Raw genomic sequence first — 14,556 nt, forward strand, 5'->3', positions numbered from 1 at the left:
CGGCATCGGGCGGGAAACCTACAGGGGGCTCAGGTGAGGGCGAACCAGGGGAGGCCGAGGTCGGCGAGGAGGTCGCGCAGGAGGGGGAGGGAGAGGCCAACGACATTGTGGTGGTCGCCCTCGATGCCGGTGACGAAGGCGCCGCCGAGACCGTCGACGGTGAAGGCGCCGGCGACCCGCAGCGGTTCGCCGGTCGCGACATAGGCCTCGATCTCGGCGTCGGTGAGATCGGCGAAATGCACGACGGTGGACGCGGTCGCCCCGATGAGTCCGCCGCTGCCGTCGTCGCGGTCGTCGATCAGCCAATGACCCGTATGCAGGGTGCCCGAGCGCCCGCGCATCCGCCGCCACCGCTGCGTTGCCTCGGCCGCGTCGGCCGGCTTGCCGTGCACCTCGCCATCGAGTTCGAGCATCGAGTCGCAGCCGAGCACGAGGGCGTCGGTGTTATGGGCGACGTCCTCGGCCTTCGCGCGGGCAAGGGCGAGGACGAGATCGGCGGGTTCCAGGTCGCCATACCGGGTGGCCAGGTCGCGAAGCAACGCGTCCTCGTCCACCGTGCTTGGCTGCACGTCCGCCTCGATCCCGACCTGCTGCAACAGGATTCGGCGAGCGGGGGAGGCGGACGCCAGGATGAATCGGGGAGTGGGCATGGCGACCAATCTACGGCGCGAGTGAGGGTCGGCCGTCAACCGAGAGCTTCGTCGACGAAGCACCAGCGCCAGGCTTCGCCGGGCTCCAGGGAGCGCATGACCGGATGACCGGAGGCGTGGAAATGGGCGGTCGCGTGCTTGCCGGGTGAGGAGTCGCAGCAGCCGACCTGGCCGCACTCGGTGCATAGCCGCAAGTGCACCCAGGTCATTCCGGTTTCCAGGCATTCGTGGCAGCCCTCGGGGCTGTCGGGGACGACGCACCGCGGCTCGACGGATAAGTGCTCGCAGGCGGCCGCGATCTGGTCGGGCGCGCGCAAAGGCGTCTCCCGGAGCCGCTCGCTGCGCCGGGCGCTGACGGTCAGAGCCGCCTCCTCGGCGTCCATGGCATTGAGGACCTGTCCGAGCACATGCTGGTCAACCTCCCCGGCAGCGCGGATCTTCAACAACTGGGCTCGCTCGGCGCCGATCATCTGTAGGCGCAGGCGCCGATAGGCCTCGCTTGGGGTCTCGCTGCCGGCATCGCCGAGCTGCTCCCAGATCCGGTTGACCCGGGCCGTCGACTGCTCCTTGATCGCCGCGAGGGCGCTCGGGTCGGCGTTCGGATCGGCCTCGATCGAGCGCAGGCCCGCACCGACCGCCGAGGCGACGACGGTCGCCGCGACGAGGGCATCCTCACGCGGATCGGGACCCCGGACGTCGAGTGAACGTGCCAACGCTGGCAGCGTAAAGCCCTGCAGCAGAAGAGTTCCCACCGTGACGATGAGGGCGATGAGGACAAGAACCGGCCGCAGGGGCGTGTCCTCCGGCAAGGTGAGGGCGGCGGCGAGGGTGACCACGCCGCGCATACCTGCCCAGGAACTGACGGCAGCGACTTTGGCGGCCTCGGCGCTCTGACCACCCTGGCGGCGGAAGGCCAGGAGGGTGAAGGGGAAGATCCAGACCGGCCGGAGCACCAGGCATACGAGCAGCACCACCAGTCCCACCCCGACTCCGCGGGCGAGAGTCAACTCGCTCTCGTCGACCCGGGCGATGATCGACTGCATCTGCAGGCCGATCAGCAAGAAGACGGCATTCTCCAGCAGGAAGGTGATGCTCGCCCAGTTGATGCGCTCCGAGAGCCGCGAGGACGCACTCTGCAGGACCGGTGCCTTGTGGGCCAGCAGCAGGCCCGCGGTCACGACCGCCAGCACGCCGGAGCCGTGGATCTTCTCGGCGGGGACATAGGCGAGGAAGGGGACCGCAAAGGAGAGCGCGGTGTCCGCGGCGGTCTCGGTGAGGTGGCGGCGGACGGCGGCGACGACGAGGAAAACCAGCCAGCCGACGACCAATCCGCCGAGGACTGCCCGCCCGAAGTCCAGCGCCACGCTCATCGTCGTCACCTCGCCCGCGTGTCCGGCACCAACGGCGAGACCCGCCGCCGCGACGGCCGTGCGCAGCGAGACCAGGGCCGTCGCATCATTGAGCAAGGACTCGCCTTCGAGGACGGTCGTCGTCCGGCGGGGCAGGCCGATGCTGCGGGCGACGGCGGTAGCCGCGACCGCGTCCGGGGGAGCGCGATCGCGCCGAGAGCGAAGGCAACGGCGAAGTTGATTGGCAAGAGCCAGCTTGCGACGATCGCCACGCCGAGCGCGGTGAAGAGCACCAGCCCCACCGAGAGCCCGAGGATCGGCGTCAGCAGGCGCCGAAGGTCGATGAGCGAGGTGTTGAGCGCCGCGGCATACAGCAGTGGCGGGAGCAGCCCAAAAAGCACCACCTCGGGCGACATCGACACCTCGGGCAGGCCCGGGACATAGGAGGCCGCGACCCCGACGCCAAGCAAGGCCAGCGGCGCGGGCACCCCGATCGGTTCGCAGAGGCGGGCGATGAGGATGACCGTGGCGGCGATGGCGACAAGGGTCAGGGCGAGATCCACGGGTCGATTCTGGCCCGTGTGGGCCGCAGGGGTGAGCGGTGACACACACCGAACGCCGCCATTGACGCCGCCTCGGTGCGGCAGTTCCGCTACCGTTCTCTCAACTTACTCGCCGGTAGCCAGGAGATTTCCCGTGTCCCGCACCCGTATGACCGCTGCCCTGACCGCTGTCGCCGCCTGCGCGGCCGTCCTGCCCGCCACCGCTGCGGGCGCCGCCGTTGAGCCGCCGCGCCCGGCCTTCTACGAAGCCCCCGCGTATGTCGCCGGCGCTGCCGGCGATGTGCTTCGCAGCGAGCTGATGACCTTCGCCGTCGACCCGGCCGGCCTGAGCAATCTGGTCATGACCTCGACCCGAGTGCTCTATGTCTCCACCGATCGCACCGGCGCCAAGATCGCCGTGTCCGGGACCGTCCTGGTGCCCAAGACGCCGTGGATCGGTGTCGGCAAGCGCCCGATCATCGGCTATGCCGCGGGCACCCAAGGCCTCGCCGACCGCTGCGCCCCGTCGCGCATGCAGTCCGAAGGCCTGGAATACGAATCACTCTTCATCAAGGGCCTCATCGAGCGGGGGTATGCCGTCGCCCTCACCGACTATCAGGGGCTCGGCACCGCCGGAGTGCACACCTACATGAACCGGGTCGTGCAAGGACGCGCCGTCCTCGACGCCGTCCGTGCCGCCCAGCGACTCAGCGGCTCGGGCCTGTCGTCGCTGAATCCCGTTGGCCTGATGGGCTATTCGCAAGGCGGCGGGGCTTCCGCGTCAGCGGCCGAGCTCGCCGCGTCATACGCCCCCGACCTGAAAGTTAAGGGCGCCGTCGCCGGTGCCGTTCCGGCCGACCTCGGCGCCGTGGCGAGCAATCTCGACGGCGGGCTGTATGCCGAATTCGCGCTCTATGGGGTGCGCGGGCTTGCCGCCGGCTACAACCTCGACCTCACGCCATACCTCAACGCCACCGGGCGACGCGTGATGGACGAGGTCGAAGGAGAGTGCGTGACCGACCTGTTCAACCACTCCTTCGTCAAGTCCAGCACCCTGTCCGCCGACGGCTCGACCTTCGCGCAGATGCTGGGCAAGGCACCCTTCGCCGCCATCGTTGCCGAGCAGAAGATCGGCAACCTCAAGCCCGCCATGCCGGTCCTTGTCACGCACTCCGTCCTCGACGACGTCATCCCCTTCACCGTCGGCAAGACGATGGCCAAGAGCTGGTGCACCAAGGGCGCCAATGTGTACTTCTCGCCCAACGCCACCCCCGCCCACATCGGCGGCATGCTCAACAACTCCGCCGAGATGTACTCCTTCTTCGAAGCCCGGTTCGCCGGCCTGCCTCAGTGGTCAAACTGTTGGACCCTGTAAAGCATTGAGCGAGCTGCGCTCGCGCCGGGAAACGTCCCAGCACTAGTTGGGTGACTGTGTATACGGAGCAACGTGTTCACAGTCACCTACCTGGTGCTAGCACCACTTAGGAGACGCGCCCTACGTGGCTTGGTTAGCGCCCTATCGCAAGCCTTACAGGGTGCCGAGGACGGCGGCGCGAAGGGTGTCGAGGCCGACGCTGCCGATGTCGAGGGCGCGGCGGTGGAAGTCCTTGAGATCGAAATCCTCGCCGGCGCGACGCTCGGACTCCGCGCGCAGGTCCAGCCAGAGCCGCTCGCCGATCTTGTAGGACGGCGCCTGGCCCGGCCAGCCCAGATAGCGATCCAATTCAAATCGCAGCACCGATTCGGTCATCCGCGAATGCGCCGTCAGATAGCGCCACGCCTTGTCGTAATCCCACGCACCACCACCGACCTCGGCCGGCGCCTCGAAGCCGCAGTGCACGCCGATGTCGATGACCACGCGCGCCGCGCGCAGCGACTGACCGTCGAGCAGGCCAAGCCGGTTGCCCGGGTCGTCCATGAAGCCCAACTCGGCCATCAGCCGCTCCGCATACAACGCCCACCCCTCGCCATGACCGGAGGTCCACGCGGCCAAGCGGCGCCAACTATTGAGCAAGTCCTTGCGGTAGACCGTCTGCGCCACCTGGAGGTGATGCCCCGGCACGCCCTCGTGATAGACCGTCGTCAGCTCGCGCCACGTGGTGAACTCGGTGTCGCCCTTGGGCACCGACCACCACATCCGACCCGGGCGGGAGAAGTCGTCGCTCGGGCCGGTGTAATAGATCCCGCCGAGTTGGGTCGGCGCGATGCAGCCCTCGATCGTCCGCACCGGCCCCGGGATGTCGAAATGCACATCCGCGAGCGCGTCGATCGCCTCGTCGGCCTTTGCCTGCATCCATGCCTGCAGTGCCTCGGTGCCGTGCAATTGGTATGCCGGATCGGCGTCCAAGGCCGCGAGAACCTCGTCCAAACCCGCGCCTGGGCGGAGAGACTCAGCGATCGCCGCGCGCTCGGCCTCGATCCGGGCAACCTCCTCCTGACCCCACGCATAGGTCTCCGCGAGATCCACCGTGCTGCCGAGGAAATAGCGTGAATACAGCGAATAGGCCTGTGCCCCACAGGCATCGGCCTCGGGGGCGTGGGCACCGAGCAAATCGGTGAGGCGGGGACCAAAGGCGGCATAGGCGGCGGACGCGGCATCGATCCCCGCGAGGACCTCGTCGCGTACCGACTCGCTCATCGTCGCCGCAGCGGCGTTCTGCCGCAGGCCGGCGAAGTAGCCACCCTCGGCCGCGAAGTCCGCGCACTGCTGGGCGCACGCTTCGACCTGGCGCTTCGGTGCGACCTGGCCGCGATCGCGCGCCCCAGCCAGGGACTGCGCCCACTGATCGAGCGCGGAGCCCACAGCGGCGAGCCGGCGACCGAAGGTCGCCCACTCCTGATCCGTATTGGTCGGCATGAGATCGAAGACGCCGCGGATGCTCTGCAGCGGCGACGCGATGACATTGACCGCGCTGTCCTCCAGCCCGGCCGCGTAGATCTCCTCGGCCAGCCCCAACCGCTCCTGCATCGCGGCGATGGTGACCTTGTCGATATCGTCCGCTGGCTCGGCCTCGGCAAGCCGGGCCAAGGTCTGCTGGCGAAGCGCGGACGCGGCGGCATAGCCCGCCGGTGAGAAGTCGTCGAGCCGGTCGTCATACCCGGGGATCCCCAGGTGGGTGGCGGTGATGGGGGAGAGGGCGACTTCGGCGGCGAAGTGCTCCTCGGCGATGGCGTCGACAGAGGTCGGGAGGCGGTCGGTCACGGTGTGCGACGTTACCCGAGAAGTGCGGCCGCACCGCAGGGATTCCTCGCCTACCCTTCTCGGTATGCCAGCGCCCGGCCAGCCCGAGTCGCCCGCCGACGCGGCGCTGACGGCCCGCCGGGTGCGGCGCGCGGGCTGGGTTCTCGGTGCGGGGGCCGCCGTCCTCATTCCGTGGACGGCCTACCTGGCGTGGGAGTTGCCGGAACACGCCGTCGCCGTGAACTACGACTTGGCGTGGGGTGGCTTCGATGTGGGCCTGATCCTGCTGCTGGCGGCAGGTGCGTGGGCCGCCTTCCGCGCCAACCGGTGGCTGCCGGCTCTTGCTGCCGCGACAGCGACGATGTTGATCGTGGACGCCTGGTTCGATGTGGTCACGTCGGGACCGAGCGATCGGTGGCTCGCGGTGGCGATGGCCGTGCTCATTGAGTTGCCCGTTGCGGTCGCCTGCCTGCGGCTGTCCGCGCACACCCAGGGCCTGGTGCTGTGGCGCGCCCGCCACTCGCGGGCGAAGGGACATCGGTGACGAGCGAACCGACATACCGTTGGCCCATGCCCGCCGCGATTCTGTCGACCAATGTCGGCTCCCCGAGACCCAATGGCAGCAAGGCCACCCCGACGGGAATCCAGAAGTTGCCCGTGGACGCCCTCGACGTCGCCGCGCCAGGGCGGCGCAAGGGTCCGAGCGGCGTGGCCGGTGATTTCATCGGCAACGGCCGTCATCATGGCGGCGACGACCAGGCTGTGTATGCCGTGGCGCGGGAGGAACTTGACTGGTGGGCAACGGAATTGGGGCTCGAGCTGCCTAACGGGCACTTCGGGGAGAACCTCACGACCACCGGGATCGATGTCGATGCCGCGATCATCGGGTCGACCTGGCAGGTGGGGTCGGCGATCCTGGCTGTCACCGGTCCGCGCATCCCGTGCAGCACCTTCTCGACCCATATGCAACAGCCGCGCTGGGTCAAACGCTTCGCCGAGCGCGGCCGCACCGGGGCCTATTTCGCGGTGGTGGCGCCAGGCACGATCAGCCGGGGTGACGCGATCACCGTGCGTGATGTGCCAGATCACGGAATCACCGTGCCGATGACCTTCCGGGCGTGGATGGGCGACCGCGATGAAGCTCGCCGCATCCTCGACCTCGGCGCCGGCTCGGCGCTGCTGCGCGAAGAACTGGCCGAGATGCTCGCGCGGAGCTAGGGCGTCAGGCGCGGCGGACGGAGGTGCGCCAGCCGCCGGGGCCGTTGTGGGTGGGTGCGTGCACCGCGGCGGCATGGTCCACCCAGCCGGGGGTATGCGGAGTGGTCCCGCCCTCGACCTCCCCTCCGGCGGCGCTGAGGACCGCGACGAGCGCGGCAATCTCCTCGGCGCTCGGATTGCCGCGCACGATCCGCAGCACGGGCGCGGCTGCTGCTGAGTCAGGCGACGACATCACAGCGGGATATTTCCGTGCTTCTTCGGCGGCAGGCTCTCGCGCTTGTTGCGCAGCGCCCGCAGCGCCCGGCTGACATTCATCCGGGTGTTGGACGGTGAGATGACGGTGTCGATATAGCCGCGTTCGGCGGCGATATACGGATTCGCCAGCGTGTCCTCATAGTCCGTCACGAACTGCGCCCGCAGCGCCGTGACATCCTCTCCGGCCTCCTGGGCGGCGCCAAGCTCCTTGCGGTAGAGGATGTTCACCGCACCCTGCGCGCCCATGACCGCGATCTGACCGGTCGGCCAGGACAGGTTGATGTCGGCGCCGAGGTGCTTCGAGCCCATGACGTCATACGCCCCGCCATAGGCCTTGCGGGTGATGACGGTGACCTTGGGGACGGTCGCCTCGGCATACGCATAGATCAGCTTCGCGCCGCGGCGGATGATGCCATTCCACTCCTGCGAGGTGCCGGGCAGGAAGCCGGGCACGTCGACAAGGGTGAGGATCGGGATGTTGAAGGCATCGCAGGTCCGGACGAAGCGCGCGGCCTTCTCGGAGGCATCGATATCCAAGGTGCCGGCGAATTGCATCGGCTGGTTGGCGACGATACCGACACTGCGGCCGTCGATCCGGGCATACCCAATGAGGATGTTCGGCGCGAAAAGCGCTTGCACCTCAAGGAATTCGCCATCGTCGACCAGGTGCTCGATGACGGTCTTCATGTCATAGGGCTGATTGGCTGAGTCGGGGATGATCGTGTCGAGTTCGAGGTCGAGATCGGTGACGCTCAGATCGTTCTCGATGTCGTAGGAGGGCGGCTCGTCCAGATTGTTCGACGGCAAATAGGACAGCAGCGCCTTGACGTACTCGATGGCGTCGGCCTCGTCCGCCCCGAGATAGTGCGCATTGCCCGACTTGGTGTTGTGGGTCCGCGCGCCGCCGAGCTCTTCGAAGCCGACCTCTTCGCCGGTGACGGTCTTGATGACGTCCGGGCCGGTGATGAACATGTGCGAGGTCTGGTCGACCATGACGGTGAAGTCGGTGATGGCCGGTGAATAGACCGCGCCGCCAGCGCAGGGGCCCATGATCAACGAGATCTGCGGGATCACCCCGGAGGCGTGGACATTGCGCAGGAAGATCTCGCCATACAGCCCGAGCGAGACCACACCCTCTTGGATGCGGGCCCCGCCGGAGTCGTTGAGGCCGACGACGGGGCAGCCGATCTTCATCGCGAAGTCCATGACCTTGACGATCTTTTCGCCGAAGACCTCGCCGAGCGATCCGCCAAAGACCGTGAAGTCCTGCGCGAAGACGGCCACCGTGCGCCCATCGACCTGGCCATAGCCGGTGACGACGCCATCGCCATACGGCCGGTGCTTCTCCTGGCCAAAGGCATTGCTGCGGTGCCGGGCGTACTTGTCCATCTCGATGAAGGTGCCCTCGTCGAGGAGCATCTCGATCCGTTCACGGGCGGTCATCTTGCCCTTGGCGTGCTGCTTTTCCACCGCGCGGGCAGAACCGGCATTGGCGACCTCGGCGACGCGGCGCTTCAAATCGGCCAGTTTGCCCGCGGTCGTGTGGAGGTCGATCTCCTGCGGCATGGCATCGGCGGTCATAGATCCGAGCCTAGCCTTGTGCCCGTGCGTCCCCCACTCGATCTCGACCGCATCCGGGCCGGTGTGAAGGAGAGTTCCGTCACGCAGGTCCACCTGCACGAACAACTCGCCTCGACGAACACCGAAGCCGCCCGCCTGGGTATGCCGTGGGCCCTGGTCCTCGCCGAGCATCAGGTGGGTGGGAAGGGCCGGCTCGGGCGCCGGTGGAGCGAGGCGCCCCGCGCCGGGCTGGCGATGTCCGTGCTGGTCCCGACTCCGCCGGGCGCCCTCGGGTGGGTGCCGCTGCTGACGGGACTGGCCCTGCACCAGGCGGTGCGAGCCGTCACGGGTCTGGACACGGCGATCAAGTGGCCGAACGATCTGCTGGCTCAATCCGGCGCGAAGCTCGCGGGGATTCTCTGCGAACTGACGCCAGCCGGGATCGTCATCGGGGCCGGCCTGAACGTGCTGCACAGCCGAGATGAGCTGCCGGTCCCGACCGCCACCTCGCTGGCCCTTGAGCTCGGCCCCGGCGCGGCGCCGGACCGCACCGACCTGGTCATCGCGTATGCCGGTGCGCTCAGCGCCGTCCTCAACGCCCAGCACGCGGGGGGAGCCGACGCGGCGGGGGAGCGGGCGGCATACCGCCGGGCCTGCACGACGATCGGGGCGAGAGTGGAACTGTCCGACGGCACCGGGCGCGCCCGCCGGGTCGAGGTTGAGGCCGTCGACGACGACGGGCGGCTGGTGGTGCGCGATGCCAGCGGGCGGCCGGAGCACGTCACCGCAGGTGACGTGCATCACGTGCGCGTGGCAGAGTAGGCCTTCGACCGGCACGTGGGAGAAGGCGTTGACGCACGAGGAAGCGGACGTCCAAGCGTTCCTGGAGGACATCCGGGTGCGATTGCTCGGCGACCACATCGCCACCGGCCGTCAGGAAATGTCGCGCCGCGCCGATCTGTCCCTCCCCATGGTCACGAACTTCTGGCACGCTCTGGGATTCCCGGTCTCGCAACCGGATTCGGGGTCCTTCGCGCAGGCAGATCTGGATGCGTTGCGTCAGATTTTGGACCTGATCGAGGCCGGACGGCTTGATGAGCAGCTGCTCCTCGGCATGACTCGCGCGGTTGCTCGCACGGCCGATCGGCTCACCGTCTGGCAGACGCAGCTCGTTGCCGAAACGCTCGCCGATCCCTCCTCCACCCTCGATGCTGGCGTTGACCTGGAAACGGCGATGGAGGTGGCGCGGCAACTCACAGCGGCTGCCGATGTCTTTGAGCCGCTGATGACGTATGCCTGGCGCCGCCACCTCTTCGGCGCACTGACCAGGATGGTCAGCGATGCCGATCCGCAGGAGGCCGAGGCCGGCCAATTGCGGCTGGTGGGGTTCGCCGATCTCGTGAACTTCACCTCGATCGTGCGGCGGGCGTCCGAACGCGATCTGGCCATCATGGTCCAACGCTTCGAGCGACTGGCCTCCGATGTCGTGACCGCCCATGGCGGCCGGGTCATCAAGACCGTCGGGGATGAGGCGCTCTTCGTCAACCGGGATGCCTTGGCCGGGACAGCCACCGCGCTCGACCTGATCGATGCCATGGCCGAGGAGGAGATGCTGCCGCAGGTGCGAGTCGGGTTGGCCTTCGGCCCCGTCCTGAGCCGGCTGGGCGATGTTTTCGGGACCACGGTCAACCGTGCCTCGCGGCTGACAGCGGTGGCGGGCGAGGGACGCGTGCTCGCCGACGAAGCCCTCTCGACGCGGCTCGCCCAGCATTCGGGCTTCAGCCTGCGCTCGACACGCCGCAGGCAACTTCGCGGGATCGGCCCGGTCACGCCGTCGGAGGTGCGCCGCAGCGCCGGGGATCGCGGGTCGGCGGGTTCGGGCCCGCATACGATGACGCCATGACCCGGGTTCTGCTCGCCGAGGACGACGAGGCGATCGCCGATCCCTTGGCGCGCGCGCTGCGCCGGGAGGGCTATGACGTCGAGGTCCGCGGCGACGGGCAGGAGGCGCTGGAAGTCGCACTCCAAGGCGTCGACCTCGTGGTGCTCGACCTGGGTCTGCCGACGATGGACGGGCTCGATGTATGCCGCCGGCTCCGGGCCGCTGGGTCCGCCGTCCCGGTGCTGATCTTGACCGCGCGCACCGACGAAGTTGACACGGTTGTCGGGCTGGACGCCGGGGCCGATGACTATGTGCGCAAGCCCTTCCGGCTGGCCGAACTGCTCGCGCGCGCCCGGGCCTTGCTGCGGCGCGGCCTGATGGAGCCGGAGGTCACGTCCTCGCTGCTCATCGACCAGGAGTCTCGCCGGGTTTTCTTGCGCGGCCAGGAACTGGCCTTGACCGGCAAGGAATATGCCCTGCTCGGCGTGCTGTACCGCGAGCGTGGGAAGGTCGTCTCGCGCGAACAATTGATGCACGAAATCTGGGACACCGAGTGGTACGGCTCGACCAAGACCCTCGATGTCCACATCTCGGTGCTGCGCCGCAAGCTCGATGAGTCCGCGGACGCGGGAAAGATGATCGCCACCGTGCGCGGTGTCGGGTTCCGTCTCGACCTGGACGACTGAGATGCACCGACTGTTCCTGCGGTCGACGATGCTCGTCGTGGGGGCGGGTCTCCTCGCGACATTCGTGCCCTTGCTCGGCATGCTGACCTTTGCCGCGACACGTAGTCCCGATGAGCGGATCATCAATCGCGTCGGGATTCCGGCCTTCTTTCTCATCGCGTTCAGCGCCTGCCTCACGGTCGCCCTGGTCGGCCTCACGATGAGTCTCGTCGTCGCGCGTCGGCAAGCGCGTCACCTGGGAGCCCCGCTCTCGGCGCTCGCCGTGCAGGCGGAGCGGCTCGGCGCGGGCGACGCGAGCGTCGCGCCGCTGGCGACCGGCATACCCGAGGTTGACCGGGTCAGCGAGGTGCTGGCTGCCAACTCCCAGGACATGGCGAAAGCCCTTGCGGCCGAGCGGGATTTTGCCGCCGACGCGAGTCACCAGTTGCGCACGCCGCTGGCGGCGCTCCTGCTGCGCCTGGAAGAGATCGAGGCGACCGCCGACCCTGAGGTGGCGCGCGCCGAGGCCGGGGTGGCCATCGACCAGGTAGCGCGTTTGACCGGCGTTGTCGACGATCTGATGAACCGAGCCAAGCGGCGTCCGGCGGAGGCGGGTGCTGTTTCGGTGGACTCGGTGCTCGCGGCGCTGCAGCGGGAGTGGCAGCCCGCTTTTGCGGCCGCGCGACGCTCGATGCGCATCCACGGCGAGCGGGATCTCGAAGTCTTCATCGTGCGCTCGGCCCTGTCGCAGATCGTCTCCACGCTCATCGAGAATGCGCTCGCGCACGGGCGAGGGACCGTCTCGGTGCTTGTGCGGCATAGCGGCCCGACCGTCGTCTTGGAAGTGAGCGATGACGGCGACGGCGTGCCCCCAGGGCTGGCGCGGCACATCTTCGAGCGTTCGGTATCTTCCACCGGCTCCGGGCTGGGCTTGGCGTTGGCGCGGGATCTGGCGGAGAAGAACTTCGGTCGGCTGGAGTTGTTGCGGGCTCAGCCCGCGGTCTTTGCGCTCTTCTTGTCCGACGCCTCGTCGAGTTCCTTGGCGAAGACGAACTTGCGATAGGCCCAGAACCGGAAGAGGGTTCCGAGGCCGATCCCGACGATATTGGCGACATTGTCGGCGAACAGGCTCGTGAACTGCAGGCCATAGTGCGAGAACGCGATGGCGGCCACACCGATGACGAGTGCGACGAGATTGGTGATGACGAAGAGCGAGAACTCATGGGCGGCTGCGCGATTGCGCCGGTGCCGGAAGGTCCACTGCCGGTTTCCGATCCACGAAAAGACAGTGGCGAGGGAGGCGGAGATGATCTTCGCGGTCGTCGGCTTGTCGTCCAAGATCGTGTGACGCAGCAGATTCATTACGCCGACATCGACGACGAAGGCGAGCGCCCCGATGATGCCGAACTTCACGACTTCGCGCCACAGCGAACTGAGCGTGCCGCGAGCCCATCCGAGGAGGCTCGTATGCGGCGGGGTCACCGGAAAACCCTAACTGAGTCAACGGGGCGCGGCAGTCCATTCTCAGCTCGGCGCCGGTCGTGGCGTGGAGGCTGCGACGGCTATCCTCCCGGGGTGGACCTGAGCGCACCAGTACCCCTTCGTGCGCCGGGTGGATTCCCGGTCGTCGGCATCATCGGTGGCGGCCAATTGGCGCGGATGTGCGCCGGCCCGGCCGCCGAATTGGGCATCACCGTGACCGTCCTCGCCGAGGAAGCCGATGGTGCCGCCGCGCAGGTTTTCCGGTCCGCACCGGTCGGGGATTACACCGATCCGGCGACCGTCGTGGCGTTCGCTCAGCACTGTGATGTCATCACCTTCGACCACGAACACGTGCCTGCTCCGGTGCTGGCTGCCCTCGAAGAGTTGGGGGTGCCGATGCACCCCAGCCCGGCCGCGCTGGCATACGCCCAGAACAAGCTCTCTATGCGAGAACGCTTGTCCGACATGGGCATTCCGTGTCCGCGCTGGCGGGCCGCGACCTCCGTAGCACAGGTCGAAGACTTCGGCGCCGAGGTCGGCTGGCCGCTCATCGCCAAGGTCCCCGTCGGGGGGTATGACGGCAAGGGCGTCTTGCTCGCGCGTTCGGTGCACGAGGTGGCGGACTGGCTCGCGCGCGGCCCGGTGCTGCTCGAAGAGCGGGTCGACTTCGAGCGCGAACTGGCCGTGCTCGTTGCCCGCTCACCGTCCGGGCAAGCCGCCGCGTGGCCGGTGGTCGAGACCGTTCAGGAGGACGGGATCTGCGTCGAGGTGCACGCGCCTGCGGCTCATCTCGACCCGGGCCTGGCCGCGGAGGCGACCGCAGCGGGTCTGCGGATCGCCGGGGAGTTGGGGGTCACGGGGGTGCTGGCTGTCGAGATTTTCCAGACCGCTGATGGCTTCGTCGTCAACGAGTTGGCGATGCGTCCGCACAACAGCGGGCACTGGAGCATGGACGGGTCGGTGACGGGCCAGTTCGAGCAGCACCTGCGCGCTGTGCTCGACCTGCCGCTTGGTGATCCGCGAGCCCGCTCCGCGGTGACCGTCATGGCGAATGTTCTCGGGGGGGACTATGCCGAGCTTTATCCGGCATACCGGCACCTGATGGCCCGCGATCCTGGCCTGAAAGTCCACCTCTATGGCAAGGGCGTGCGTCCCGGCCGCAAGATTGGGCACGTCAATATCTGCGCGTCGACCTATGCCGAGGCGCACGAGCGGGCTCGGCATGCGGCCGACTATCTCCAGGGAGTGATCACCGAATGAAACCGGTCGTCGGCGTCGTCATGGGCAGTGACAGTGATTGGCCGGTGCTAGAGGCGGCTGCGATTGCCTTGCAGGAGTTCGGGATTGGCTACGAAGCCGATGTTGTGTCCGCGCATCGGATGCCGGAGGACATGATCGCGTATGGCCGTGCCGCCGCCGGCCGCGGGCTGCGCGTGATCATCGCCGGGGCCGGGGGAGCGGCCCACCTGCCGGGCATGCTCGCCTCCGTGACGACCCTGCCGGTCATCGGGGTGCCCGTGCCGCTGACATACCTCGATGGCATGGACTCGCTGCTCTCGATCGTCCAAATGCCCGCCGGCGTGCCGGTGGCGACGGTCTCGATCGGCGGCGCTCGCAATGCCGGCCTGCTCGCGGCCCGCATCCTGGCCAGCGGCGAGGGCGCCGAGGCCGAGCGCCTGCGGGACGCGATGGCGAGCTTCCAGACCCAGCTGCGGCAGACGGCATACGACAAGGGCGCGGCGCTACGCGAGCGAGTCCGCGAGGCCTAAGGG

General features: G+C 68.2%; 16 protein-coding genes and 1 pseudogene. 9 read left to right on the forward strand and 8 right to left on the reverse strand.

The window, feature by feature from the left end:
* Positions 1-29: 29 nt before the first annotated feature.
* The 4 genes and pseudogenes from ABD225_RS06470 to ABD225_RS06485 all read right to left on the reverse strand — a co-directional run bounded on the left by ABD225_RS06470 (position 30) and on the right by ABD225_RS06485 (position 2,607).
* Complete coding sequence (locus tag ABD225_RS06470; protein WP_344082669.1) at positions 30-650, reverse strand: Maf family protein; 621 nt, start codon at positions 648-650, stop codon at positions 30-32.
* Positions 651-685: 35 nt separating this feature from the next.
* On the reverse strand, positions 686-1,120 hold the full coding sequence (locus ABD225_RS06475) for a ubiquitin carboxyl-terminal hydrolase 14 (protein ID WP_344082777.1): 435 nt from the start codon (positions 1,118-1,120) through the stop codon (positions 686-688).
* Positions 1,121-1,417: 297 nt separating this feature from the next.
* A pseudogene (locus ABD225_RS06480) lies at positions 1,418-2,134 on the reverse strand (cation:proton antiporter domain-containing protein); the annotation flags it as partial.
* A complete protein-coding gene (locus ABD225_RS06485) occupies positions 2,026-2,607 on the reverse strand; it encodes a cation:proton antiporter domain-containing protein (RefSeq protein WP_344082779.1) in 582 nt (193 codons plus the stop codon). The pseudogene ABD225_RS06480 and the gene ABD225_RS06485, both read right to left, overlap by 109 nt.
* Before the next feature lie 88 nt (positions 2,608-2,695).
* On the opposite strand from ABD225_RS06485, the gene ABD225_RS06490 reads away from it, so the two are divergent.
* Positions 2,696-3,916, forward strand: a complete 1,221-nt coding sequence (locus ABD225_RS06490; RefSeq protein ID WP_344082671.1) for a lipase family protein — start codon at positions 2,696-2,698, stop codon at positions 3,914-3,916.
* Between the two features lie 153 nt (positions 3,917-4,069).
* Here ABD225_RS06490 and ABD225_RS06495 read toward each other — a convergent pair whose 3' ends face one another.
* A complete protein-coding gene (locus ABD225_RS06495) occupies positions 4,070-5,743 on the reverse strand; it encodes a DUF885 domain-containing protein (RefSeq protein ID WP_344082673.1) in 1,674 nt (557 codons plus the stop codon).
* A 64-nt stretch (positions 5,744-5,807) separates the two neighbouring features.
* Between ABD225_RS06495 and ABD225_RS06500 the strand changes: the two genes are divergently transcribed.
* Together ABD225_RS06500 and ABD225_RS06505 are read left to right on the forward strand one after the other, a co-directional pair.
* Complete coding sequence (locus ABD225_RS06500) at positions 5,808-6,266, forward strand: hypothetical protein (RefSeq protein WP_344082675.1); 459 nt, start codon at positions 5,808-5,810, stop codon at positions 6,264-6,266.
* A 26-nt stretch (positions 6,267-6,292) separates the two neighbouring features.
* Positions 6,293-6,940, forward strand: coding sequence for an MOSC domain-containing protein (locus ABD225_RS06505; protein ID WP_344082676.1), 648 nt, complete (start codon positions 6,293-6,295; stop codon positions 6,938-6,940).
* Between the two features lie 4 nt (positions 6,941-6,944).
* Here ABD225_RS06505 and ABD225_RS06510 read toward each other — a convergent pair whose 3' ends face one another.
* Together ABD225_RS06510 and ABD225_RS06515 are read right to left on the reverse strand one after the other, a co-directional pair.
* The gene (locus ABD225_RS06510) at positions 6,945-7,172 is read right to left on the reverse strand and encodes an acyl-CoA carboxylase epsilon subunit (protein WP_344082678.1); all 228 of its coding nucleotides are present in this window, start codon (positions 7,170-7,172) and stop codon (positions 6,945-6,947) included.
* Positions 7,172-8,776, reverse strand: a complete 1,605-nt coding sequence (locus ABD225_RS06515; protein ID WP_344082679.1) for an acyl-CoA carboxylase subunit beta — start codon at positions 8,774-8,776, stop codon at positions 7,172-7,174. The genes ABD225_RS06510 and ABD225_RS06515 overlap by 1 nt, the downstream gene beginning before the upstream one ends.
* Before the next feature lie 24 nt (positions 8,777-8,800).
* On the opposite strand from ABD225_RS06515, the gene ABD225_RS06520 reads away from it, so the two are divergent.
* Genes ABD225_RS06520 through ABD225_RS06535 form a run of 4 tightly spaced genes read left to right on the forward strand, consistent with a single transcriptional unit; the run spans position 8,801 to position 12,365 of the window.
* The gene (locus ABD225_RS06520; RefSeq protein ID WP_344082681.1) at positions 8,801-9,577 is read left to right on the forward strand and encodes a biotin--[acetyl-CoA-carboxylase] ligase; all 777 of its coding nucleotides are present in this window, start codon (positions 8,801-8,803) and stop codon (positions 9,575-9,577) included.
* Positions 9,578-9,605: 28 nt separating this feature from the next.
* Complete coding sequence (locus ABD225_RS06525) at positions 9,606-10,658, forward strand: adenylate/guanylate cyclase domain-containing protein (RefSeq protein ID WP_344082683.1); 1,053 nt, start codon at positions 9,606-9,608, stop codon at positions 10,656-10,658.
* Positions 10,655-11,323, forward strand: a complete 669-nt coding sequence (locus ABD225_RS06530; RefSeq protein ID WP_344082685.1) for a response regulator transcription factor — start codon at positions 10,655-10,657, stop codon at positions 11,321-11,323. Before ABD225_RS06525 ends, ABD225_RS06530 begins: the two co-directional genes overlap by 4 nt.
* A 1-nt stretch (position 11,324) precedes the next feature.
* On the forward strand, positions 11,325-12,365 hold the full coding sequence (locus ABD225_RS06535) for a sensor histidine kinase (RefSeq protein WP_344082687.1): 1,041 nt from the start codon (positions 11,325-11,327) through the stop codon (positions 12,363-12,365).
* Here ABD225_RS06535 and ABD225_RS06540 read toward each other — a convergent pair.
* A complete protein-coding gene (locus ABD225_RS06540) occupies positions 12,293-12,784 on the reverse strand; it encodes a GtrA family protein (protein ID WP_344082689.1) in 492 nt (163 codons plus the stop codon). The genes ABD225_RS06535 and ABD225_RS06540 overlap by 73 nt on opposite strands.
* Positions 12,785-12,883: 99 nt before the next feature.
* On the opposite strand from ABD225_RS06540, the gene ABD225_RS06545 reads away from it, so the two are divergent.
* Together ABD225_RS06545 and purE are read left to right on the forward strand one after the other, a co-directional pair.
* Positions 12,884-14,044 carry a 5-(carboxyamino)imidazole ribonucleotide synthase gene (locus ABD225_RS06545; protein ID WP_344082781.1) on the forward strand — a complete coding sequence of 387 codons (1,161 nt, stop codon included), beginning with the start codon at positions 12,884-12,886 and terminating at the stop codon, positions 14,042-14,044.
* Positions 14,041-14,553 carry a 5-(carboxyamino)imidazole ribonucleotide mutase gene (gene purE / locus ABD225_RS06550; protein WP_344082691.1) on the forward strand — a complete coding sequence of 171 codons (513 nt, stop codon included), beginning with the start codon at positions 14,041-14,043 and terminating at the stop codon, positions 14,551-14,553. Before ABD225_RS06545 ends, purE begins: the two co-directional genes overlap by 4 nt.
* The last annotated feature ends 3 nt before the right edge of the window (positions 14,554-14,556 follow it).

The sequence above is a fragment of the Nostocoides veronense genome (assembly GCF_039531185.1).
GTDB classification, from domain to species: Bacteria; Actinomycetota; Actinomycetes; order Actinomycetales; family Dermatophilaceae; genus Nostocoides_A; species Nostocoides_A veronense.

What these genes read in the sequence shown, in the direction of transcription:
- ABD225_RS06535 (WP_344082687.1), top strand. Translation starts at nt 11,325, where the DNA reads ATGCACCGACTGTTCCTGCGGTCGACGATGCTCGTCGTGGGGGCGGGT.
- ABD225_RS06515 (WP_344082679.1), bottom strand. Translation starts at nt 8,776, where the DNA reads ATGACCGCCGATGCCATGCCGCAGGAGATCGACCTCCACACGACCGCG.
- ABD225_RS06475 (WP_344082777.1), bottom strand. Translation starts at nt 1,120, where the DNA reads ATGATCGGCGCCGAGCGAGCCCAGTTGTTGAAGATCCGCGCTGCCGGG.
- purE (WP_344082691.1), top strand. Translation starts at nt 14,041, where the DNA reads ATGAAACCGGTCGTCGGCGTCGTCATGGGCAGTGACAGTGATTGGCCG.
- ABD225_RS06505 (WP_344082676.1), top strand. Translation starts at nt 6,293, where the DNA reads ATGCCCGCCGCGATTCTGTCGACCAATGTCGGCTCCCCGAGACCCAAT.
- ABD225_RS06470 (WP_344082669.1), bottom strand. Translation starts at nt 650, where the DNA reads ATGCCCACTCCCCGATTCATCCTGGCGTCCGCCTCCCCCGCTCGCCGA.
- ABD225_RS06510 (WP_344082678.1), bottom strand. Translation starts at nt 7,172, where the DNA reads ATGTCGTCGCCTGACTCAGCAGCAGCCGCGCCCGTGCTGCGGATCGTG.
- ABD225_RS06530 (WP_344082685.1), top strand. Translation starts at nt 10,655, where the DNA reads ATGACCCGGGTTCTGCTCGCCGAGGACGACGAGGCGATCGCCGATCCC.
- ABD225_RS06500 (WP_344082675.1), top strand. Translation starts at nt 5,808, where the DNA reads ATGCCAGCGCCCGGCCAGCCCGAGTCGCCCGCCGACGCGGCGCTGACG.